This window comes from Pseudomonas anatoliensis (assembly GCF_017976235.1).
Classification (GTDB): Bacteria; Pseudomonadota; Gammaproteobacteria; order Pseudomonadales; family Pseudomonadaceae; genus Aquipseudomonas; species Aquipseudomonas anatoliensis.
Map to the genome: position 1 here is coordinate 310,893 of NZ_JACVHC010000001.1, position 21,216 is coordinate 332,108.

Consider the following 21,216-nt stretch of genomic DNA (forward strand, 5'->3'; position numbering starts at 1 on the left):
CCGCGCGCGCTCCGGTTATCGGCGGATGTATTAGACTCAGCGGACTTGAAAGCCGCGCGGGCCGTTGCCTGACGCCTCATAGGTTGGTCTTATGATCCGCTTGAGTACGATCCTGCTCGGTAAAGACTTTGTCCGCAAACGCTGGTCATCGCTGGCCCTGATCGGCGTGGTCTGGGGCGCGGCGGGCGTGGCGATATTCATCGATGCGCTCGACGGCGTGATGTATTTTCCGCTGCATTTTTTTGGCTATCTGCTGTTACTCGATGCCTTGATCATTCTGCTGGTGCCCGCACCGCAAACCGGCACCGCTGCCGCTTTGCGCAAAGCGCGAGGTGTGGCTTTCCTGATACTTGGGCTGCTGATTGTCGACAGGCAACATGCCGCCAGCCTGATTCTGGCGGTGCTGTTTGGCGGGGCTTTTCTGGTCGATGGTGGCTTCCGGCTGGCGGCGGCAGTGGTGGTGCGTTTTGTCGGCTGGCGACTGTCATTGCTGACGGGGTTGTTCGAGATTGGTTTTGGCCTTTTCATCCTCGAACCGTACCCGACGGTCTATAAGGGAACGGTGCCGTTCTGCATTGGCATGAGCATTTTTCTCTCGGGCGGTGCCTTGTTGCGCCAGGCCATCCGCTTCAAAAACTGGCAGTCGTCGATCAGCATTTCCCCCGTCAGTGCGCCGGCATGCAGCAACGCACTGGTGATCCATGTCTGGACACCCAGCGGCACGGTCGACGATACCCTGGTACGCAATCGCCTGCTCAATCGTTATATCGCGGCGGTCGACGTCAACGGCGTCATCTCTGCCGGCCACGCCGCACTCGAGTGCGGGCCGGACATCTACATCAGCCACTATCCGCAGGACGACATTGACCGTTCGGCCGGGGATTTCGTGCGGTTGCTGCGGGCGACGCCGAACAACGATGTCGCCGGCAGGTTTTTACCCGATTATCCGAGCGAGGTCGCCGACTGGTGTCCATCGTCGGTTCAAGTCAGTTTTGCCCATTACGATGCGCAGCGATTGGCCGGGTTCTGGGCCAACTATCGGCAGAACGCCACCTACAACCTCACCAGCCGCAATTGCTCCAGTGCCGTCGCCCATAGCCTGGAAGCGGCCCTTGAAGGCGCGATGAATCGGGGCAAATCAAGCATGCTGGATTTTGCCCGGATCATCATCAGCCCCGAATTCTGGGTAGCGGCCCAGGTGCGCAAACGCGCCGAAGCCATGGCCTGGACCCCAGGTCTGGTGCTCGACTACGCCCGGGCATTGCGGGCCGCCGTCGAGCCAGCACCGCCGGGCTGGCACAGCATGTACGCGGGCGCGAAACGCGCCTGCGGCTATGTGGCCACTGCCTTGCGGGGGCGCGAGGTGCACCCGTTGCAGCCGCCGCCTGCGCATCCTCCCGACGAATCCTGATCGACGTTACACCGAGTGTCTCCAATCGCGAGCAGGCTCACTCCTACATTTGAAATGCGTTCCCTTGTAGGAGTGAGCCTGCTCGCGATGGCGTCAGTGCGCGCACCGCAAAACCCAGCCCATTTATCAGCCAATTACCTAGCCTGCTAACTATTCCATTGACATTCGCTGCCTAGGCAGTAACATCTCGACATACATTCACTGCCTAGGCAGTTATTAGGTGAGCAAATGAAGCATTTCACCCCGGACGAATTCAAACACTGCCATCTCGGCCTGCTGCTTGGCCGTGCTGCGTTGCTCAAGGACCGGATCATCGACACCCACATGGAACCCCACGGCATCACTGCCGCGCAGTTCAAGGTGTTGATCATCATGGCCCAGTTCGGCGTCGATACGCCGGCCGAGCTGTGCCGGCACTTGTCGCTCGACAGCGGTTCGATGACACGCATGCTTGATCGTCTGGAGCAGAAAGGTTTCCTGGCCCGCCACCGCAGCGAAGGCGATCGTCGTCAGGTGCAACTGAAACTGACCGAACAAGGCCAGCAACTGGCCGATCGCCTGCCGCACATCGGCGCCGATGCGATGAATGAACTGGCCGGCGCCGTCACTCCGGACGAGTTGAAAACCCTGGAATATATCCTCAAGAAAATTCTGCTGGCAGCCGGTGACCCGATCACTATCCAGCGGTTAGGTGAACACAATGAGCGGTAAAACCTTGCGCAGCAGCCTCACTTTGGTGCTGTCGGCGATGATCCTCGCCGGTTGCGCCAACTACAGCGGCCTCGACACTCAAGGCCAGAGCCTCGATGCGAAGAGCCTCAAAGTCGGTCAGTCGCTCAATGGCGTCACGCTGTCGCCGGCGGCATGGCCGAAAAGCGATTGGTGGACCAGCCTCGGCGATCCGCAACTCGACGGCTTGATCCGCGAAGCCCTGCACGACAGCCCCGACATGCAGATCGCCGAAGCCCGCGCCCATCAGGCCAGCGCTGCGGCGTATGCCGCCGATGCCGAGCGCTATCCGACGCTGGACGCCAGCGCCGGCATCAGCCGTTCGCGCCTGGCCAAGGATCAGGATCCGCGAGGGCAGGGCGATGCTTACGCCACCGTGCGTAATGTCAGTGCCGGTTTCAATTACAACTTCGACCTGTGGGGCGGCCAGCGTGATGCGTGGGAAGCCGCGCTCGGTGAAGCCCGTGCCGCCGAAGTCGACCGTCAGGCTGCACAACTGACACTCGCCGCCGACGTCGCCCGCGCTTACAGCGATCTCGGTCAGGCGCACATTGTTTATGACTTGGCCAATGAAGACCTCAAGCGCACCAAGCAGATGCTCGACCTGAGCCAGCGTCGCTTGAGCTCGGGGATCGACAGTCAGTATCAGTTCCAGCAAACGCAAAGTCTGGAAGCCAGTTCCGAAGCCAGTCTGATCGACGCGGAAAAACGCCTGAACAGCGCGAAAATCGCTTTGGCGGTGCTGCTTGGCAAAGGCCCGGATCGCGGCAACGAAATCGCCCGCCCGAAAATCCTCCAGGCCAGCGCTGTTGCCGTGCCGTCGGTGTTGCCGGCGGAACTGCTCGGTCGTCGTCCGGATTTGGTCGCCGCCCGCTGGCGCGTGGAAGCCGCGAGCAAAGACATCGACTCGGCGAAAACCCGGTTCTATCCCAATCTGAACCTCACCGCCTCGGCTGGTGCGGAATCGTTGTTGGGCGATGCAATGTTCGGTTCGGCCAGTCGCTTCTTCAGCATTGCTCCGACCATTTCGGTGCCGATCTTCGACGGTGGACGCTTGCGCGCCAACCTCGATGCGCGCGATGCCGATTACGATCTGGCGGTGGCGCAGTACAACAAAAGTCTGGTGAAAGCACTCGGCGATGTCAGCGACACAATCAACCAGTTGCGTGACATCGGCCGGCAGATCGGCGCGCAGCAACACGCCACCGACATTGCTCAGGATTCTTACAACACCGTCGTCCAGCGTTACGGTTCCGGCATCGGCAACTACCTGGACGTGCTCAGCATCGAGCAGCAATTGCTCCAGGCCCAACGTCAGTTGGCCAACCTCAATGCCGAGCAGATCGACCTGTCGATTCAACTGATGCAAGCGCTGGGCGGCGGCTTCCAGGGTGAAACCCTGACCGCAGCCAACGCCCGCCCAGCCACGCCGCATAACTAATTCAAGGTATTTGTCATGGCCACTGCCGAAAACACCCAAGCTCAAGACAACACCCCGGACACCGGCAACCCGCGCAAACGCAAAGTGATGCTGCTGACGCTGGCCGTCGTGGTGATCCTCGCCGTCGCTGGCGTCTGGGCGTATCACGAATTCATCGGGCGCTTTAACGAAAGCACCGACGACGCCTACGTCAACGGCAACGTCGTTGAAATCACCCCGCTGGTGACAGGCACTGTGGTCAGCATTGGTGCTGACGATGGCGATCTGGTTCACGAAGGTCAGGTGCTGATCAACTTCGACCCCAACGACGCTGAAGTCGGCCTGCAAAGTGCTCAGGCGAAACTGGCGCGCACTGTGCGTCAGGTGCGTGGCTTGTACAGCAACGTCGATGGCATGAAAGCCCAGGTCAACGCGCAACAGGCCGAAGTGCAGAAGGCGCAGGACAACTACAACCGCCGCAAGAGTCTTGCCTCGGGCGGGGCGATTTCCCAGGAAGAACTGTCCCACGCTCGCGATGACCTGACCTCGGCACAAAACGCCCTGGCCAACGCTAAACAGCAACTGAAAACCACCAGCGCACTGGTCGACGACACCGTGGTTTCGTCGCATCCGGACGTGATGTCGGCCGCCGCCGATCTGCGTCAGGCCTATCTGACCAATGCCCGCAGCACCTTGATTGCACCGGTCACCGGTTACGTCGCCAAACGCACCGTTCAGCTCGGCCAGCGTGTGCAACCGGGCACCGCGCTGATGGCGGTGATCCCGCTGGATCAACTGTGGATCGACGCCAACTTCAAGGAAACCCAGTTGCGTGACATGCGCATCGGCCAGCCGGTGGACATCGAATCCGACATCTACGGCAGCGACGTGAAATACAGCGGCACCATCGACAGCCTCGGCGCCGGCACTGGCAGCGCGTTTGCCCTGTTGCCTGCGCAGAACGCCACCGGTAACTGGATCAAGATCGTCCAGCGTGTGCCAGTACGCATTCACATCAACGCTGAAGAACTGGCCAAGCATCCGCTGCGCGTCGGTCTGTCGACCAACGTCGAGGTCAATCTGCACGACCAGAGTGGCCCGGTACTGGCCCAGCAGCCACCGCAAAAAGCCTCGTTCAGCACCAACGTCTACGACCGCCAACTGGCCGAAGCCGACGCGATGATTGCGCGGCTGATCCACGACAACAGCGCCGCGACCAGCAAAACCGCGCAACGCTGACATTCATCCTGTGGGGGGCAAGCCTCTGTGGTGAAAGGATTCATCTGGGAAGAAGGGATTCTTCTGTAGAGAAAAGATGCATCTGTGGCGAGGGGATTTATCCCCGATTGACTGCGAAGCAGGCCCGTCTTTTCAGGAGCAAAAGAGGGGCCGCTTCGCGACCCATCGGGGATAAATCCCCTCGCCACAAAAGCTCCCTCATCACAAAAGCGTGTTCCCACAAGCGCAGCTGCGTCTGTAACAGGCGCAGCGCCAATCAGGCTCCATAGGATTCACAATGAGCAATAACGCCTCTTTCACGCCGCCCAGCCTGTTGCTCAGCACCATCGGCCTGTCGCTGGCGACGTTCATGCAAGTGCTCGACACCACCATTGCCAACGTGGCGCTGCCGACGATTTCCGGCAACCTCGGTGTGAGTTCGGAGCAGGGTACCTGGGTGATCACCTCGTTCGCCGTGAGCAACGCGATTGCGCTGCCGCTGACCGGTTGGCTCAGCCGCCGGTTCGGCGAGGTGAAGCTGTTTCTCTGGGCGACCATTCTGTTTGTACTGGCGTCGTTCCTTTGCGGCATCTCGACGTCGATGCCGGAACTGATCGGTTTCCGTGTGCTGCAAGGTCTGGTCGCCGGGCCGCTGTACCCGATGACACAAACATTGTTGATCGCTGTTTATCCCCCCGCTAAACGGGGGATGGCGCTCGCGTTACTGGCGATGGTCACGGTGGTTGCGCCGATTGCCGGGCCGATCCTCGGTGGCTGGATTACCGACAGTTATAGCTGGCCGTGGATCTTCTTCATCAACGTGCCGATCGGCATCTTTGCGGTGATGGTGGTGCGTTCGCAACTGGCCAAGCGTCCGGTGGTGACCAGTCGCCAGCCGATGGATTACGTCGGGCTGATCTCGCTGATCATCGGTGTCGGCGCGTTGCAGGTCATCCTCGACAAGGGCAATGACCTGGACTGGTTCGAGTCGAACTTCATCATCATCGGCGCGGCGATTTCGGTGATCGCACTGGCGGTGTTCGTGATCTGGGAAATGACCGATCAGCACCCGGTGGTCAATCTGCGCCTGTTCGCCCATCGCAACTTTCGCATCGGCACGATTGTGCTGGTGTTGGGTTACGCCGGGTTCTTCGGTATCAACCTGATCCTGCCGCAATGGCTGCAAACCCAGATGGGTTACACCGCGACCTGGGCCGGTTTGGCCGTGGCGCCGATCGGTATTCTGCCGGTGCTGCTGTCGCCGTTTGTCGGCAAGTACGCGAACAAGTTCGACCTGCGCTTGCTGGCCGGGCTGGCGTTTCTGGCGATTGGCCTGAGCTGCTTCATGCGCGCCGGGTTCACCAACGAGGTGGACTTCCAGCATATCGCGCTGGTGCAACTGTTCATGGGCATTGGCGTGGCGCTGTTCTTCATGCCGACGTTGAGCATCTTGATGTCGGACCTGCCGCCAAGCCAGATCGCTGACGGCGCAGGCCTTGCGACATTTTTGCGGACGTTGGGCGGCAGCTTCGCGGCGTCGCTGACCACATGGATCTGGATTCGTCGCGCGGATCAGCATCATGCGTACATGAGTGAAAGTATCAGCACTTTCGAGCCGGCGACTCGCGAGACCTTGAATTCATTGGGCGGGGCGAGTCAATCGGCGTATGCGCAGATGGATCAGATCCTGACCAGCCAGGCGTACATGCTCTCCACCGTGGATTACTTCACGCTGTTGGGGTGGGGCTTTATGGGGTTGATATTGATTGTGTGGCTGGCGAAGCCGCCGTTTGCTGCCAAGGCAGGGCCTGCTGCTTCCGGCCATTGAGGCAACACATAACCTGTGGGAGCGGGCTTGCCCGCGATGGCTGATTTTCAGTCAACAGAGATGTTGAATGTGATGGCCTCATCGCGGGCAAGCCCGCTCCCACAGGGATAGCAGTGATCCTTAGGCGCTCGGGGCGGGCAGGGCTGGAGGCGGGGCAAAGTCGAACGGCGCCAATGCATACCCGTTTTCATCCACCTGCAACGCCCAACCCTGACGATCCCAATCACCCAGCACTATCCGCTTCGCCGCTTGCTCACCGAGCTGCAACTTGTGGATCGCCGGACGATGGGTGTGGCCGTGAATCAGGGTCTTCACGCCAAATTCCTGCATGATTCGCGGAATCTCCTCGGGCGTGACATCAACGATGTCATTGGCCTTCATCCGCGTCTGCGCCCGGCTCTCGCTACGCAGTTTGCGCGCCAGTTTATGGCGGGTGCGCAGTGGCAGGTGCCGCAGGACAAACAGCGTGACCGGATTGCGCAGATAACGGCGCAGCTTCATATAGCCGACATCGCGGGTGCAGAGGCTGTCGCCGTGCATCAACAGCACCGGCTCGCCGTAAAACTGCACGACACTCGGGTCCTTCAATAATGTGCAGCCGGCCTGTTTGCAAAAGGCCTTGCCGAGCATGAAGTCGCGATTGCCGTGCATCAGAAATATCGCCGTGCCGCTGTCGCTCAATTCGCGCAGGGCCTGGCAGATGGAACGCTGGAAAGGTGTCATGGCATCGTCGCCAATCCACGCTTCGAAGAAGTCGCCCAGAATGTACAGCGCACTCGCCGAGCGGGCGCGTCCGGCGAGCAAATCCAGAAACGCCCGGGTGATGTCCGGGCGCTCCTCTTCCAGATGCAAGTCTGAAATCAGCAATATCACGCTTCGATGATCTCGGCTTTCTCGATGATCACGTCGTCTGCTGGTACGTCCTGGTGGCCTGCCTTGGACGTGGTGGAAACGCCTTCGATCTTGTCGACAACGTCGAAGCCGGCAACTACTTTACCGAATACCGCGTAACCCCAACCCTGAGCGGTCTTGGCGGTGTGGTTGAGGAAGCCGTTGTCGGTGGCGTTGATGAAGAACTGCGCCGATGCCGAATGCGGGTCCATGGTGCGAGCCATGGCCAGGGTGTACTTCTCGTTCTTCAGACCGTTGTCAGCTTCGTTCTGAATGCTCGGGCTCTTGTCTTTCTTTTCCTTCATGCCAGGCTCGAAACCGCCGCCCTGGATCATGAAACCCTTGATCACACGGTGGAACACGACGTTCTCGTAGTGACCTTTTTTAACGTATTCGATGAAGTTGGCCGCGGTGATCGGGGCTTTTTCGTCGTTCAGCTCGATGACGATGTCACCGAAGTTAGTGGTCAGTTTTACTTGAGTCATGATCGCTACTCTTTATAAGGAATTCGTGGGTAGGGGCCCATTTACACCCCTTACCGGTTCAGCCCTTGAAGGCCAAGGTGCGCAGTTTAGCGTGACAGGCGCGAATTTCGAGGCAGTTTTTCATTTCCGTGCGATTAAATGCACGCCTTTATAGGGCCTGCTCTGTCAGGCCCTTGACGGCATCGGCTATGATAGCGGCTTTGTTTTGTCTGGCCCCTCTTCTGCGGCCGCGCACATGTAAGTCAAGGATCCTATGAGCAAGCCCACTGTCGACCCTACCTCGAATGCCAAGTCCGGCCCTGCCGTGCCGGTCAACTTCCTGCGGCCGATCATCCAGGCAGACCTGGACTCGGGCAAGCACACCAAGATCATCACCCGTTTCCCGCCTGAGCCCAACGGCTACCTGCACATCGGCCACGCCAAGTCGATCTGCGTGAACTTCGGTCTGGCCCAGGAGTTCGGCGGCGTCACGCACCTGCGTTTCGATGACACCAACCCGGCCAAGGAAGATCAGGAATACATCGACGCGATCGAAAGCGACGTCAAATGGCTGGGCTTTGAATGGTCCGGCGAAGTGCGCTACGCCTCGCAGTATTTCGACCAGTTGCACGACTGGGCCGTCGAGCTGATCAAGGCCGGCAAGGCCTACGTCGACGACCTGACGCCTGAGCAAGCCAAGGAATACCGCGGCAGCCTGACCGAGCCGGGCAAGAACAGCCCGTTCCGTGATCGTTCGGTTGAAGAGAACCTCGACTGGTTCGCCCGCATGCGCGCCGGTGAGTTCCCGGACGGCGCCCGTGTGCTGCGTGCCAAGATCGACATGGCCTCGCCGAACATGAACCTGCGCGACCCGATCATGTACCGCATCCGCCACGCCCATCACCATCAGACCGGTGACAAGTGGTGCATCTACCCGAACTACGACTTCACCCACGGTCAGTCGGACGCCATCGAAGGCATCACCCACTCGATCTGCACCCTGGAATTCGAAAGCCATCGTCCGCTGTACGAGTGGTTCCTCGATGCGCTGCCAGTGCCGGCGCACCCGCGTCAGTACGAGTTCAGCCGCTTGAACCTCAACTACACCATCACCAGCAAGCGCAAGCTCAAGCAACTGGTCGATGAAAAGCACGTTCACGGTTGGGACGATCCGCGCATGTCCACGCTGTCGGGCTTCCGTCGTCGTGGCTACACGCCGAAATCGATCCGCAACTTCTGCGAAATGATCGGCACCAACCGTTCCGACGGCGTGGTCGACTTCGGCATGCTCGAATTCAGCATCCGTGACGACCTCGACCACAGCGCCCCGCGTGCCATGTGCGTGCTGCGTCCGCTGAAAGTCGTGATCACCAACTACCCGGAAGGCCAGGTCGAGAACCTCGAACTGCCGCGCCATCCGAAAGAAGACATGGGCGTGCGCGCTCTGCCGTTCGCCCGGGAAATCTACATCGACCGTGAAGACTTCATGGAAGAGCCGCCGAAGGGCTACAAGCGTCTGGAATCGGGCGGCGAAGTGCGTCTGCGCGGCAGCTACGTGATCCGCGCCGACGAAGCGATCAAGGACGCCGATGGCAACATCGTCGAACTGCGTTGCTCCTACGACCCGGAAACCCTGGGCAAGAACCCGGAAGGCCGTAAGGTCAAAGGCGTGATCCACTGGGTGCCGGCCGCCGCCAGCATCGAGTGCGAAGTGCGTCTGTACGATCGTCTGTTCCGTTCGGCCAACCCGGAGAAGGCCGAAGACAGCGCCAGTTTCCTCGACAACATCAACCCTGATTCGCTGCAAGTGCTGACCGGTTGTCGTGCTGAGCCATCGCTTGGCAATGCACAGCCGGAAGACCGTTTCCAGTTCGAGCGCGAAGGCTACTTCGTTGCCGATATCAAGGACTCGAAACCAGGTCAGCCGGTATTCAACCGTACCGTGACCCTGCGTGATTCGTGGGGCCAGTGATTTAGCGTCAAGGAAACCAACGTGCTTACGATCTACAACACGCTCACCAAGAGCAAAGAAGTCTTCAAGCCGCTCGATGGCAACAAGGTGCGCATGTACGTCTGCGGGATGACCGTGTACGACTACTGCCACCTGGGCCACGGTCGCAGCATGGTCGCGTTCGACCTGGTGACCCGCTGGTTGCGGTTCAGCGGTTACGACCTGACTTACGTGCGCAACATCACCGACATCGACGACAAGATCATCAATCGTGCCAACGAGAACGGCGAGTCGTTCGAAGCGTTGACCGAGCGCATGATCGCCGCGATGCATGAAGACGAAGCGCGCCTGAACATCAAGAAGCCGGACATGGAACCGCGCGCCACGGATCACATTCCGGGCATGCACGCGATGATCCAGACCCTGATCGACAAGGGCTACGCCTACGCCCCGGGCAATGGCGACGTGTACTACCGCGTCGGCAAGTTCATGGGCTACGGCAAGCTGTCGCGCAAGAAGATCGAAGACCTGCGCATCGGGGCGCGGATCGAGGTCGACGAAGCCAAGGAAGATCCGCTGGACTTCGTGCTGTGGAAAGGCGTCAAGCCGGGCGAGCCAAGCTGGGCATCGCCGTGGGGTGACGGTCGTCCGGGCTGGCACATCGAATGCTCGGTGATGTCGACCTGCTGCCTCGGTGAGACTTTCGATATTCATGGCGGCGGCAGCGACCTCGAGTTCCCGCACCACGAAAACGAAATCGCCCAGAGCGAAGCGGCCACTGGCAAGACCTACGCCAACGCGTGGATGCATTGCGGCATGATTCGCATCAATGGTGAGAAGATGTCCAAGTCCTTGAACAACTTCTTCACCATCCGCGACGTGCTGGAAAAGTACCACCCGGAAGTCGTGCGTTACCTGCTGGTGTCGAGCCACTACCGCAGCGCGATCAACTACTCGGAAGACAACCTCAAGGACGCCAAAAGCGCACTCGAGCGTTTCTACCACGCGTTGAAAGGCCTGCCGAACGTGGCGCCTGCCGGCGGCGAAGCATTTGTCGAACGTTTCACCACGGTGATGAACGACGACTTCGGCACGCCGGAAGCCTGCGCGGTGCTGTTCGAGATGGTGCGTGAGATCAACCGTCTGCGCGAGAGCGATCTTGATGCAGCGGCCGGTCTGGCGGCACGTTTGAAAGAACTGGCCAGCGTATTGGGTGTGTTGCAGCTTGAGGCCGACGACTTCCTGCAGGCCGGCGCCGAAGGGCGTGTTGACGCGGCTGAAGTCGACGCGCTGATTGCTGCGCGTCTGGCGGCACGGGCCGGTAAGGATTGGGCTGAGTCCGACCGTATTCGTGACCAGCTCACTGCGATGGGAGTTGTGTTGGAAGACGGGAAGGGTGGGACTACCTGGCGTCTGGCTGACTGATTGCCTACCTGATACAAACAAAACCCGCCTTGTGCGGGTTTTTGTTTTTTAGAATCAAAAGATCGCAGCCTTCGGCAGCTCCTACATTGAGATTGCCTACACTCGCGATCCTGTAGGAGCTGCCGAAGGCTGCGATCTTTTGATCTGTGCCTCCAACCCTCGACCTGTCACGAAGAAGAGCCCCTCACTAACCCTCTCCCTCCGGGAGAGCGTTAGTGAGGGGGTTGCTTTTGCTCTACGCGTAGGTCTTGATATCTGACTCCGCCAACATGGGCGGCGCTTGCAGCAGGATGCTGACCAGCGACGAATAAATGGAGGAATCATGGCCAATCACTATCGCGAACTATTCACCACCCCCGGCGCCACCGGGTTAGTGCTCGCGAGCTCTATTGCCCGACTGCCACAAGCAATGATCGGCATCGGCATCATCACCATGCTGGTCCAGCAAACCGGTGTCTACTGGTTGGCCGGCGCCGTCGCCGGTACGTTCACCTTGGCCAATGCACTGCTTGGCCCGGTTATTTCGAGACTCGTTGATCAGCGCGGCCAGAGTCGCGTGCTGCCCATCGTCACGGCTTTCAGCGTGGTCATGCTGCTGGCGCTGATCTTCGCCGTCTACATGAGGGCTCCTGCCGCCTTGTTTTTTGTTCTGGCGGCACTGGCGGGGACGATGCCCAGCATGCCGTCCATGATCAGGGCACGCTGGTCGCACTTGTTCCGTGGCAAGCCGCAGTTGCACACGGCGTTCTCTCTGGACACGGTCTTGACCGAACTCGCGTACATCATCGGCCCGCCACTGGCGATCGGTTTGAGCGTGAGCTTCTTCGCCGAAGCCGGGCCACTGGTGGCGGTCGGGCTGCTGGCCGTCGGGGTGACGGCGTTTCTCATGCAGCGCCAGACCGAACCGAAAGTGGTCGTGGGCAACCGCAGCAATAGCGGTTCCACGTTGCTGATTCCTGGCGTTTGCACCATTGTCCTGGCGCTGTTGGCGATGGGCGCCATTGGCGGTGCAATCGATGTCGCCGTCGTGGCTTTTGCCAATGATCAAGGCTGGCCCGCGTCTGCCACGTTCATGCTCGCCGCCTATGCGCTCGGCTCTCTGGTGGCGGGCCTTACGTTCGGTGCATTGCGGGTTTCCCTGCCGATCGAAAAACAGTTCTTTATCGGCATATTGGTCACGGCCGTCACCGGCGTACTGCCGGTTTTCGCAACAGATGTTTATGTCCTGTCAGCGATGCTGTTTATCGCGGGCATATCGTTTGCGCCCACCATGGTCGTGGTCATGAAGTTGGGGACGATCATCATCCCTGCGTCCAGGATGACAGAAGGGCTGACGTGGATGACCACTGGCATCAGCATTGGCGTAGCGCTTGGGGGCATGCTCGCGGGGCCGGTGATTGATGCTTATGGCGCGCGTGCGGGGTTCGGGGTGGCGATTGGTGCGGGGGTGATGATGATGGTGGTTGTGTTGATTGGATTGCGTACGTTGGCTGCTGCTTCAACGACAAATATTGAGTCGGCGTATTCGTAATGCGCACTGCTTTTATATAGCTTTCAAAGTCAAAAGATCGCAGCCTTCGGCAGCTCCTACAGTGGCATTGCGTACACCGTGTAGGAGCTGCCGCAGGCTGCGATCTTTTGATCTTCGCTGTTAACCGCCCAACTGCCGCAACCGCTTATAAAGGGTATTGCGACTAACCCCCAACCGCCGCGCCAAGTGCGAAATATTGCCCCCCGCCAACTTCAACTCCCGATTCAACGCTTCAACATCATTCAAATCCAACCCCAACGGCTGCGCGCTCTCAAGCGGCTCCATCTCCAGATCAACAAAAAAATCATCCGGCAAATGCTCCAACCGCACCGGTTGCTCTTCAGCCATGGCCAGTGCCACCTGCATCACGCTGCTGACCTGGCGCAGATTCCCCGGCCACGGATGCTTGTCGAACAACTCCAGCACCTCTGGACTCAAACCCGCCCACTGCGTCGGCTCTCGATGCTGCTCCCAAAGCCGTTTAAATAGCGCTTGTTTATCACTGCGCTCGCGCAGCGGCGGCAGTTCCAGCGTCAGGCCACCAATGCGGTAATACAAATCCTCGCGGAACCGTCCCAGTTGCACCTGTTCGCGCAACGAACGGTTAGTCGCCGAGATAATCCGCAGATCCACCGGGAACAATTCACTGCTGCCCACCGGTTGCACGCAGCGCTCTTGCAACACCCGCAACAACCGCGCCTGAGTGGGCAGCGGCATGTCGCCGATTTCATCGAGGAACAACGTGCCTTTGTCAGCCTTGCGGATCAGGCCGATGCTGCCTTTCTGATTGGCGCCCGTGAACGCGCCTTTCTCATAGCCAAACAGTTCGGACTCGACCAGTTCGGCGGGAATCGCCGCGCAGTTGACGGCGATAAACGCCTGTTTGCTGCGTGAACTGGCCTGGTGCAGGGCTTTGACGAACACCTCTTTGCCGACGCCGGTTTCGCCGTGAATCAGCAGGGGAATGTCTTTTTCCAAGAGTCGTTCTGCTTGCCGTACGGCTTTTTCCACGCGGCTGTCGCCGAAGTGCAGAGTGTTGAGGCTGATCGTCGTTGAAACGACGGGTTTAGTTTCAGCCGTAAAAACCCGCGCCTGAATCGGTGCCTGTTTCGGGCGCTTCAACAGGCACTGAAAACGGTTGCGCCCCGAGGTCTGCAAGGCAAACGGCAGCCCGTCTGGCTGATTGATCAACTCCAGCAACGACACCTTGAACAGGCTTTCGACGCTCACTCGCGACAAACGCACGCCGAGCAGATTGTCCGCCCGGCGATTGGCCGACAGCACCTGGCCGCTCTCATCAAAGATCAACAACCCGGCCCACTGACTGTCGAGGTTGTTCAACCCGGTGTTGAAGGTCAGTTGAAAGTGCTGACCGTGAAACAGGTTGAGGATCAGCCGGTTCTCCACGGTCTGACTCATCATCTTGACCATGCCCAGTGTGTGCGACGGCGGCAGATAGCTGTCGCTGGAGACGTCGAGCACCGCGATCACCTTGCGCTCGGCATCGAAAATCGGCGCGGCGGAACCGGTCATGAAGCGGTTGGCTTTAAGAAAATGTTCATCGTGTTCGATGTGCACGGCCTGCTCACAGGCCAGCGCCGTGCCGATGGCATTGGTGCCGCTGCAGCGCTCCATCCAGCTCGCCCCGGCCTGAAAACCCCGGGCCAGATTCGGCTCGATAAAGCGTTGCGTGCCCCACGAGGTCAGCACCTGGCCCTGGCTATCGGCGAGCATGATCAGGCAATTGGAATTGCTGAGGATGTTCTCGTAATAGGGCAGCACTTCCTGATGGGTGGTCTGCACCAGTGAATGTTGGCTGTCGAGTAACCGCGCAATGCTGGCGGCGGGCAGTTGATCGAAAGCCGGGGTGCTCTGGTGGTCAAGACCGAACGCGCGACAGCGTTGCCAGGAACTCTGGACGATCGCGTCGTGGGACAACGGCGGGGCAGGTGCGGCCATGGCGGTCAGCCTCTGAAACAACATTTTTATTATTGTTATGCGATCCCCTGTAGGAGCTGCCGAAGGCTGCGATCTTTTGACGTGGCTTGTTAAAAACAAGATCAAAAGATCGCAGCCTTCGGCAGCTCCTACAGGTGGCGATGTTGCGTTCGCAGGCAATTCCGTTTGCATTCGGGGATGCGCGAAGAGTGCATAGAGTGTTGTTCACAATTGTTCATTGTCAATCGTCCAACTGTTCAAATGTGTTCACCATTGAATGCCTCTTAGCGACGTTTTCAGCGATTTTCACGACAAATCAACAGCTTGCCGTTTTTGGCACGAAAGTCGCTCCAGTGCACAGGTCGCTTGACTCCAAAAATAAAAAAGGCCGAGCCATGTCACTCACCCTGGAGCACGTCAGCCGCACCGTCGAGGGCCAGATCTGGATCGACGATGCCTGCCTGAAATTCGAACCCGGTTCGTTCAACGTTTTGCTCGGTCGCACGCTGTCCGGCAAGACCAGCCTGATGCGCCTGATGGCCGGCCTCGACAAGCCAGACAGCGGCCGCGTGCTGATGAACGGTGTCGACGTCACGCAACGCCCGGTGCGCTTGCGCAACGTGTCGATGGTCTATCAGCAGTTCATCAATTACCCGACCATGACCGTATTCGAGAACATCGCCTCGCCACTGCGCCAGGCCGGCGTCTCGAAAGAGATTATCCACAGCCGGGTGCAGGAAACCGCGCGAATGCTGCGCATCGAGAAGTTCTTGCAGCGCTATCCGCTGGAGCTCTCGGGTGGTCAGCAACAACGCACTGCCATGGCGCGGGCGCTGGTCAAGGATGCCGAACTGATTCTGTTCGATGAGCCGCTGGTCAACCTCGACTACAAACTGCGCGAAGAACTGCGTCAGGAAATGCGCGAGCTGTTCAAGCTGCGCCACACCATTGCGATTTACGCCACCACCGAGCCCAACGAAGCGTTGGCGCTGGGCGGCACCACGACCATTCTTCACGAAGGCCGGGTGATTCAGAGCGGCCCGTCGACCGAGGTTTATCACCAGCCGCAATCGGTGCTGGCGGCGGAGTTGTTTTCCGAGCCGCCAATCAACCTGATGCCCGGCCGCATCGCCGGCAACGAAGTCAGTTTCGCCAATTTTGTGCACTTCCCGTTGAACGTCGATCTGCGTCCGGTGGGCGAGGGTGAGTTCCGCTTTGGCGTGCGCCCGAGCCACATCTCGCTGGTGCCGAGCAACGATGATGATCTGGAGTTGGCGGTCACCGTCGAAGTCGCCGAGATCAGTGGTTCGGAAACCTTTCTGCATGTACGCAACGAGCATTTCCTGCTGGTGCTGCACTTGCCGGGTGTTCACGAATACGACGTCGATGCGCCGATCCGCATCTATATCCCGACCCATAAACTGTTTGTTTTCGATGCGCAGGGCCGTCTGGTGCAAGCACCTGGCCGGCGTGTCGCGAGGGTTGCCTGATGGCCGAAATCCGCTTGCAACACCTCGCCCACAGCTACAGCAAAACCCCGGGTGGGCCGGAGGATTACGCGATCCGCGAGATGGATCACGTTTGGGAACAGGGTGGGGCTTATGCGCTGCTAGGGCCGTCGGGTTGCGGCAAATCGACCTTGCTCAACATCATTTCCGGTCTGCTCAGCCCCTCGCAAGGGCATGTGCTGTTCGACGGCAAAGCGGTCAACGACCTGACGCCGGAGAAGCGCAACATTGCGCAGGTGTTCCAGTTTCCGGTGGTCTACGACACCATGACCGTGTTCGACAACCTCGCGTTTCCCCTGCGCAATCAGGGCATGGCCGAGGCGAAAGTGCACAGCAAGGTGCAGGAAATCGCCGAAGTGCTCGACCTGCAAAACCTGCTGAGCAAGAAGGCGCGCAACCTCACCGCTGACGAAAAACAGAAAGTCTCCATGGGCCGTGGTCTGGTGCGCGATGACGTCTCGGCGATCCTCTTCGATGAGCCGCTGACGGTGATCGACCCGCACCTGAAATGGAAACTGCGGCGCAAGCTCAAGCAGATCCACGAGCAGTTCAACATCACCATGGTCTATGTCACCCACGATCAACTGGAGGCCTCGACCTTCGCCGACAAGATTGCGGTGATGTACGGCGGCCAGATCGTCCAGTTCGGCACGCCACGGGAATTGTTCGAGCGACCGAGCCATACCTTCGTCGGCTACTTCATCGGCAGCCCGGGTATGAATCTGATCGAAGTGCAACCGCAGCCCGGTGGCGTCGGTTTCGCTTCGACGCACCTGCCGTTGTCCGACGCCTTGCAGCGCCATATCGAACATGGCCAGTGGAAAAATCTGAAGGTCGGCATCCGTCCCGAGTTCATTCACGTGTGGGACGAGCCGTTTGATGACGCGATGCAGGCCAGGGTCGTACACGTCGAAGACCTCGGCACCTACAAGATCATGACCCTCGACCTCGACGGCGCACCGTTGAAAGTTCGCCTGGCGGAAGACAAACCGGTGCCGCAGGGCACGGCGTACATCAGTTTTCCGGCGCAGTGGCTGATGGTCTATGCCGACGAATTCCTCCTCGAAGCCAGCGAAAACAGCGAGGTGCAGCCATGAACAAGGTGCAGAACAACAAGGCCTGGTGGCTGGTGTTGCCGGTTTTTCTGCTGGTGGCATTCAGTGCGGTAATTCCGATGATGACCGTGGTCAACTATTCGGTGCAGGACATCTTCGACCAGTCCAGCCGCTACTTCGTCGGCGCAGATTGGTACAAGCAAGTGCTGCTCGACCCGCGTCTGCATGACTCGCTGCTGCGCCAGTTCATCTACTCGGCGTGCGTGCTGTTGATCGAAATTCCGCTGGGCATCGCTGTCGCCCTGACCATGCCGACCAAGGGCCGCTGGTCGTCGGTGGTGCTGATCATTCTGGCGATTCCGCTGCTGATCCCGTGGAACGTGGTCGGCACTATCTGGCAGATTTTCGGCCGTGCCGACATCGGGTTGCTCGGTTCCAGCCTCAACGCCATGGGCATCAGCTACAACTATGCGGCCAACACCATGGACGCCTGGGTGACGGTGTTGGTGATGGATGTCTGGCACTGGACTTCATTGGTGGCGCTGCTGTGTTTCTCCGGATTACGCGCGATTCCCGACGTGTATTACCAGGCCGCGCGCATCGACCGCGCTTCGGGATGGGCGGTGTTCAGGCACATTCAGTTGCCCAAGCTCAAAAGCGTGTTGTTGATCGCGGTGATGCTGCGCTTCATGGACAGTTTCATGATCTACACCGAACCGTTCGTGCTCACCGGCGGCGGGCCGGGTAACGCTACGACCTTCCTGAGTCAGACGTTGACGCAAATGGCTGTAGGCCAATTCGACCTGGGTCCGGCAGCGGCTTTCTCGCTGGTGTACTTCCTGATCATCCTGTTGGTGTCCTGGCTGTTCTACACCGCCATGACGCACTCCGACGCCAACCGCTGAGGCCCGGCCATGAGCAAGAGAAAGCTTATTCCGCTGCTGATCTACATCCTGTTCCTGCTGGTGCCGATCTACTGGCTGCTGAACATGTCCTTCAAGAGCAACACTGAAATCCTCGGTGGCCTGACGCTTTTCCCACAGGACTTCACGCTGGCGAACTACAAGGTGATCTTCACCGATCCGAGTTGGTACAACGGTTATCTCAACTCGCTGTACTACGTCAGCCTGAACACGGTGATCTCGCTGAGCGTGGCGTTGCCGGCGGCCTATGCGTTTTCGCGCTACCGTTTCCTGGGTGACAAGCACCTGTTCTTTTGGCTGCTGACCAACCGCATGGCGCCACCGGCGGTGTTTCTGTTGCCGTTCTTCCAGCTGTATTCGTCGATTGGTCTGTTCGACACGCACATCGCCGTGGCACTGGCGCACTGTCTGTTCAACGTACCGTTGGCGGTGTGGATTCTCGAAGGCTTCATGTCCGGCGTGCCGAAAGAAATCGACGAAACCGCCTACATTGATAACTACAGTTTCCCCAAGTTCTTCGTGAAGATTTTCATCCCGCTGATCGGCTCCGGCATCGGCGTCACGGCGTTTTTCTGCTTTATGTTTTCCTGGGTCGAGCTGTTGCTGGCGCGTACGTTGACCTCGGTAAACGCCAAGCCGATTGCGGCGGTGATGACCCGTACCGTTTCGGCTTCGGGTATCGATTGGGGCGTGCTGGCGGCGGCGGGGGTATTGACCATTCTGCCGGGGATGCTGGTGATCTGGTTTGTTCGCAACCACGTGGCCAAGGGCTTTGCCCTCGGTCGAGTCTGAGGAGCTGATGATGGAATGGATGAGTTGGACCACCCCCACAGCGACGTTCTTCATCGTCATCGGCCTGATTCTGGTGGGCATGACCACCTGGGAATTGCGTTCGCCGAGCATTCTGCGGCGAGGGTTTCTGCCGATTGCCACCACCCGTGGTGATCGCTTGTTTATCGGTCTTCTCGGCAGCGCCTACCTGCATTTGCTGGTAATCGGCGCCACCGACTGGAGCATCTGGGTCGCGTCCGCGTTGTCCCTGGTGTGGCTGTTGGCTGTGATGCGTTGGGGCTAGTCGAATTGATCGGCAATCGTGCTCCGAAATCCTAAACAGGAGGTCTCTATGTTCGACAAAAACAATAAGCTGCGACATAGCATTTCATTGGCAGCCATGCTGGCACTCAGCGGTTTGAGCGCATCTGCCTGGGCCGATGCCTACGAAGACGCTGCGAAAAAGTGGATCGGCAGCGAATTCAAACCGTCGACCCTGACGGCCGAACAGCAGCTCGAAGAATTGAAGTGGTTCATCAAGGCAGCCGAGCCGTTTCGTGGCATGAACATCAAGGTCGTTTCCGAGACCCTGACCACCCACGAATATGAGTCGAAAGTGCTGGCCAAGGCTTTCACTGAAATCACCGGGATCAAGCTCACCCACGACTTGCTGCAAGAAGGCGACGTGGTGGAAAAGATGCAGACGGTGATGCAGTCCGACAAGAATATTTATGACGGCTGGGTCAACGACTCGGACCTGATCGGTACGCACTTTCGCTACGGCAAGACCGAATCGATCACCGACCTGATGGCCAACGAAGGCAAGAATTTCACCTCGCCGACCCTCGACCTCAAGGACTTTATCGGCATCTCGTTCACCACCGCGCCGGACGGCAAGATCTATCAATTGCCCGACCAGCAATTCGCCAACCTGTACTGGTTCCGCGCCGACTGGTTCGAGCGTGCCGACCTGAAAGCCAAGTTCAAGGAAAAGTACGGCTACGAATTGGGTGTGCCGGTGAACTGGTCGGCCTATGAAGACATCGCCAAATTCTTCAGCGAAGACGTCAAGGAAATCGACGGCAAGCGCGTTTACGGGCACATGGACTACGGCAAGAAAGACCCGTCGCTGGGCTGGCGTTTCACCGATGCCTGGTTCTCCATGGCGGGCGGCGGCGACAAGGGCTTGCCCAACGGTTTGCCGGTGGACGAGTGGGGGATTCGTGTCGAGGACTGCCATCCGGTCGGCTCCAGCGTGACCCGCGGCGGCGACACCAACGGCCCGGCGGCGGTGTTTGCCACCACCAAATATGTCGACTGGCTCAAGGCCTACGCGCCACCGGAAGCAGCGGGCATGACCTTCTCCGAGTCCGGCCCGGTGCCATCGCAGGGCAACATCGCCCAGCAGATCTTCTGGTACACCGCGTTCACCGCCGACATGACCAAACCCGGCCTGCCGGTGGTCAACGCCGACGGCACGCCGAAGTGGCGCATGGCGCCGTCGCCTAAAGGCCCGTATTGGGAAGAGGGCATGAAGCTCGGCTATCAGGATGTGGGCTCGTGGACGTTCATGAAATCCACGCCTGAGAAACAGAAACTCGCGGCGTGGCTGTACGCGCAGTTCGTGACCTCGAAAACGGTTTCGCTGAAGAAAACCATTGTCGGTCTGACACCGATTCGCGAGTCGGACATCAACTCGCAGGCCATGACCGATCTGGCGCCGAAACTCGGTGGTCTGGTCGAGTTCTATCGCAGCCCGGCCCGCGTGCAATGGTCGCCGACCGGCACCAACGTGCCCGACTATCCGCGTCTGGCACAACTGTGGTGGAGCCACATCGCCGAAGCGGCGAGCGGCGAGAAGACTCCGCAGCAGGCGCTGGATGGCTTGGCGAAAGATCAGGACGCGATCATGACGCGTCTGGAACGCTCCAAGGCCCAGGCCACCTGCGCACCGAAAATGAACCCGGAACGCGATGCTCAGTACTGGTTTGATCAACCGGGTGCGCCGAAACCGAAACTGGCTAACGAGAAGCCGAAGGGTGAGACCGTGAGTTATAACGAGCTGCTTAAATCGTGGGCGGATGCGCGTAAGTGATGGGGGAACTGTGAAAGGCAAACGGCACCGCAAGGTGCCGTTTTCTTTTGTGGCTGAT

Annotated in this window: 17 protein-coding genes; 14 read left to right on the top strand and 3 right to left on the bottom strand. The window is 59.2% G+C overall.

What is annotated here, in order from left to right:
* Positions 1 to 91 precede the first annotated feature (91 nt).
* The 5 genes from ICA16_RS01350 to ICA16_RS01370 all read left to right on the top strand — a co-directional run bounded on the left by ICA16_RS01350 (position 92) and on the right by ICA16_RS01370 (position 6,606).
* Positions 92 to 1,411: an HdeD family acid-resistance protein gene (locus ICA16_RS01350; RefSeq protein ID WP_210699741.1), complete on the top strand. Its 1,320-nt coding sequence runs from the start codon at positions 92 to 94 to the stop codon at positions 1,409 to 1,411.
* A 228-nt stretch (positions 1,412 to 1,639) separates the two neighbouring features.
* Positions 1,640 to 2,122 carry a MarR family winged helix-turn-helix transcriptional regulator gene (locus ICA16_RS01355; RefSeq protein WP_095189882.1) on the top strand — a complete coding sequence of 161 codons (483 nt, stop codon included), beginning with the start codon at positions 1,640 to 1,642 and terminating at the stop codon, positions 2,120 to 2,122.
* Positions 2,112 to 3,581: an efflux transporter outer membrane subunit gene (locus tag ICA16_RS01360; protein WP_150618360.1), complete on the top strand. Its 1,470-nt coding sequence runs from the start codon at positions 2,112 to 2,114 to the stop codon at positions 3,579 to 3,581. Before ICA16_RS01355 ends, ICA16_RS01360 begins: the two co-directional genes overlap by 11 nt.
* 15 nt (positions 3,582 to 3,596) lie before the next feature.
* A complete protein-coding gene (locus ICA16_RS01365) occupies positions 3,597 to 4,799 on the top strand; it encodes an HlyD/EmrA/EmrK family protein (protein ID WP_150605363.1) in 1,203 nt (400 codons plus the stop codon).
* A gap of 277 nt (positions 4,800 to 5,076) precedes the next feature.
* A complete protein-coding gene (locus ICA16_RS01370) occupies positions 5,077 to 6,606 on the top strand; it encodes a DHA2 family efflux MFS transporter permease subunit (RefSeq protein ID WP_210699742.1) in 1,530 nt (509 codons plus the stop codon).
* 120 nt (positions 6,607 to 6,726) lie between these two features.
* Here the strand turns inward: ICA16_RS01370 and lpxH are convergent, their stop codons facing one another.
* Positions 6,727 to 7,479, bottom strand: a complete 753-nt coding sequence (lpxH, locus tag ICA16_RS01375; RefSeq protein WP_210699743.1) for a UDP-2,3-diacylglucosamine diphosphatase — start codon at positions 7,477 to 7,479, stop codon at positions 6,727 to 6,729.
* Entirely contained in the window at positions 7,476 to 7,982 is a 507-nt protein-coding gene (locus ICA16_RS01380) for a peptidylprolyl isomerase (protein WP_150605366.1), read from the bottom strand. Before ICA16_RS01380 ends, lpxH begins: the two co-directional genes overlap by 4 nt.
* 253 nt (positions 7,983 to 8,235) lie before the next feature.
* Between ICA16_RS01380 and ICA16_RS01385 the strand changes: the two genes are divergently transcribed.
* The 3 genes from ICA16_RS01385 (at position 8,236) to ICA16_RS01395 (ending at position 12,868) form a co-directional block, all read left to right on the top strand.
* A complete protein-coding gene (locus ICA16_RS01385) occupies positions 8,236 to 9,933 on the top strand; it encodes a glutamine--tRNA ligase/YqeY domain fusion protein (protein ID WP_210699744.1) in 1,698 nt (565 codons plus the stop codon).
* 21 nt (positions 9,934 to 9,954) lie between these two features.
* Positions 9,955 to 11,337: a cysteine--tRNA ligase gene (gene cysS / locus ICA16_RS01390; protein ID WP_042559897.1), complete on the top strand. Its 1,383-nt coding sequence runs from the start codon at positions 9,955 to 9,957 to the stop codon at positions 11,335 to 11,337.
* A gap of 322 nt (positions 11,338 to 11,659) precedes the next feature.
* Positions 11,660 to 12,868, top strand: a complete 1,209-nt coding sequence (locus ICA16_RS01395) for an MFS transporter (RefSeq protein WP_210699745.1) — start codon at positions 11,660 to 11,662, stop codon at positions 12,866 to 12,868.
* Positions 12,869 to 12,988: 120 nt separating this feature from the next.
* Here ICA16_RS01395 and ICA16_RS01400 read toward each other — a convergent pair whose 3' ends face one another.
* Complete coding sequence (locus ICA16_RS01400; protein WP_210699746.1) at positions 12,989 to 14,827, bottom strand: sigma-54-dependent Fis family transcriptional regulator; 1,839 nt, start codon at positions 14,825 to 14,827, stop codon at positions 12,989 to 12,991.
* A gap of 374 nt (positions 14,828 to 15,201) precedes the next feature.
* Here ICA16_RS01400 and ICA16_RS01405 point away from each other — a divergent pair, with 374 nt between their 5' ends.
* The 6 genes from ICA16_RS01405 to ICA16_RS01430 are packed head-to-tail and all read left to right on the top strand — an operon-like array spanning position 15,202 to position 21,158.
* Positions 15,202 to 16,296 carry an ABC transporter ATP-binding protein gene (locus tag ICA16_RS01405; protein ID WP_210699747.1) on the top strand — a complete coding sequence of 365 codons (1,095 nt, stop codon included), beginning with the start codon at positions 15,202 to 15,204 and terminating at the stop codon, positions 16,294 to 16,296.
* Positions 16,296 to 17,411: an ABC transporter ATP-binding protein gene (locus ICA16_RS01410; RefSeq protein WP_210553077.1), complete on the top strand. Its 1,116-nt coding sequence runs from the start codon at positions 16,296 to 16,298 to the stop codon at positions 17,409 to 17,411. Before ICA16_RS01405 ends, ICA16_RS01410 begins: the two co-directional genes overlap by 1 nt.
* Positions 17,408 to 18,274, top strand: coding sequence for a carbohydrate ABC transporter permease (locus ICA16_RS01415; RefSeq protein WP_042559892.1), 867 nt, complete (start codon positions 17,408 to 17,410; stop codon positions 18,272 to 18,274). Before ICA16_RS01410 ends, ICA16_RS01415 begins: the two co-directional genes overlap by 4 nt.
* Positions 18,275 to 18,283: 9 nt before the next feature.
* Complete coding sequence (locus tag ICA16_RS01420) at positions 18,284 to 19,084, top strand: carbohydrate ABC transporter permease (protein ID WP_210699748.1); 801 nt, start codon at positions 18,284 to 18,286, stop codon at positions 19,082 to 19,084.
* Positions 19,085 to 19,094: 10 nt separating this feature from the next.
* Positions 19,095 to 19,367 (top strand): DUF2160 domain-containing protein, encoded by a 273-nt coding sequence (locus tag ICA16_RS01425; RefSeq protein WP_042559891.1) that lies wholly within the window; start codon positions 19,095 to 19,097, stop codon positions 19,365 to 19,367.
* 48 nt (positions 19,368 to 19,415) lie between these two features.
* On the top strand, positions 19,416 to 21,158 hold the full coding sequence (locus ICA16_RS01430) for an ABC transporter substrate-binding protein (RefSeq protein WP_042559890.1): 1,743 nt from the start codon (positions 19,416 to 19,418) through the stop codon (positions 21,156 to 21,158).
* The last annotated feature ends 58 nt before the right edge of the window (positions 21,159 to 21,216 follow it).

Coding starts and splice junctions, on each gene's coding strand:
- ICA16_RS01350 (WP_210699741.1), top strand. CDS start 92: ATGATCCGCTTGAGTACGATCCTGCTCGGTAAAGACTTTGTCCGCAAA.
- ICA16_RS01355 (WP_095189882.1), top strand. CDS start 1,640: ATGAAGCATTTCACCCCGGACGAATTCAAACACTGCCATCTCGGCCTG.
- ICA16_RS01360 (WP_150618360.1), top strand. CDS start 2,112: ATGAGCGGTAAAACCTTGCGCAGCAGCCTCACTTTGGTGCTGTCGGCG.
- ICA16_RS01365 (WP_150605363.1), top strand. CDS start 3,597: ATGGCCACTGCCGAAAACACCCAAGCTCAAGACAACACCCCGGACACC.
- ICA16_RS01370 (WP_210699742.1), top strand. CDS start 5,077: ATGAGCAATAACGCCTCTTTCACGCCGCCCAGCCTGTTGCTCAGCACC.
- ICA16_RS01380 (WP_150605366.1), bottom strand. CDS start 7,982: ATGACTCAAGTAAAACTGACCACTAACTTCGGTGACATCGTCATCGAG.
- ICA16_RS01385 (WP_210699744.1), top strand. CDS start 8,236: ATGAGCAAGCCCACTGTCGACCCTACCTCGAATGCCAAGTCCGGCCCT.
- ICA16_RS01395 (WP_210699745.1), top strand. CDS start 11,660: ATGGCCAATCACTATCGCGAACTATTCACCACCCCCGGCGCCACCGGG.
- ICA16_RS01400 (WP_210699746.1), bottom strand. CDS start 14,827: ATGGCCGCACCTGCCCCGCCGTTGTCCCACGACGCGATCGTCCAGAGT.
- ICA16_RS01405 (WP_210699747.1), top strand. CDS start 15,202: ATGTCACTCACCCTGGAGCACGTCAGCCGCACCGTCGAGGGCCAGATC.
- ICA16_RS01410 (WP_210553077.1), top strand. CDS start 16,296: ATGGCCGAAATCCGCTTGCAACACCTCGCCCACAGCTACAGCAAAACC.
- ICA16_RS01415 (WP_042559892.1), top strand. CDS start 17,408: ATGAACAAGGTGCAGAACAACAAGGCCTGGTGGCTGGTGTTGCCGGTT.
- ICA16_RS01420 (WP_210699748.1), top strand. CDS start 18,284: ATGAGCAAGAGAAAGCTTATTCCGCTGCTGATCTACATCCTGTTCCTG.
- ICA16_RS01425 (WP_042559891.1), top strand. CDS start 19,095: ATGGAATGGATGAGTTGGACCACCCCCACAGCGACGTTCTTCATCGTC.
- ICA16_RS01430 (WP_042559890.1), top strand. CDS start 19,416: ATGTTCGACAAAAACAATAAGCTGCGACATAGCATTTCATTGGCAGCC.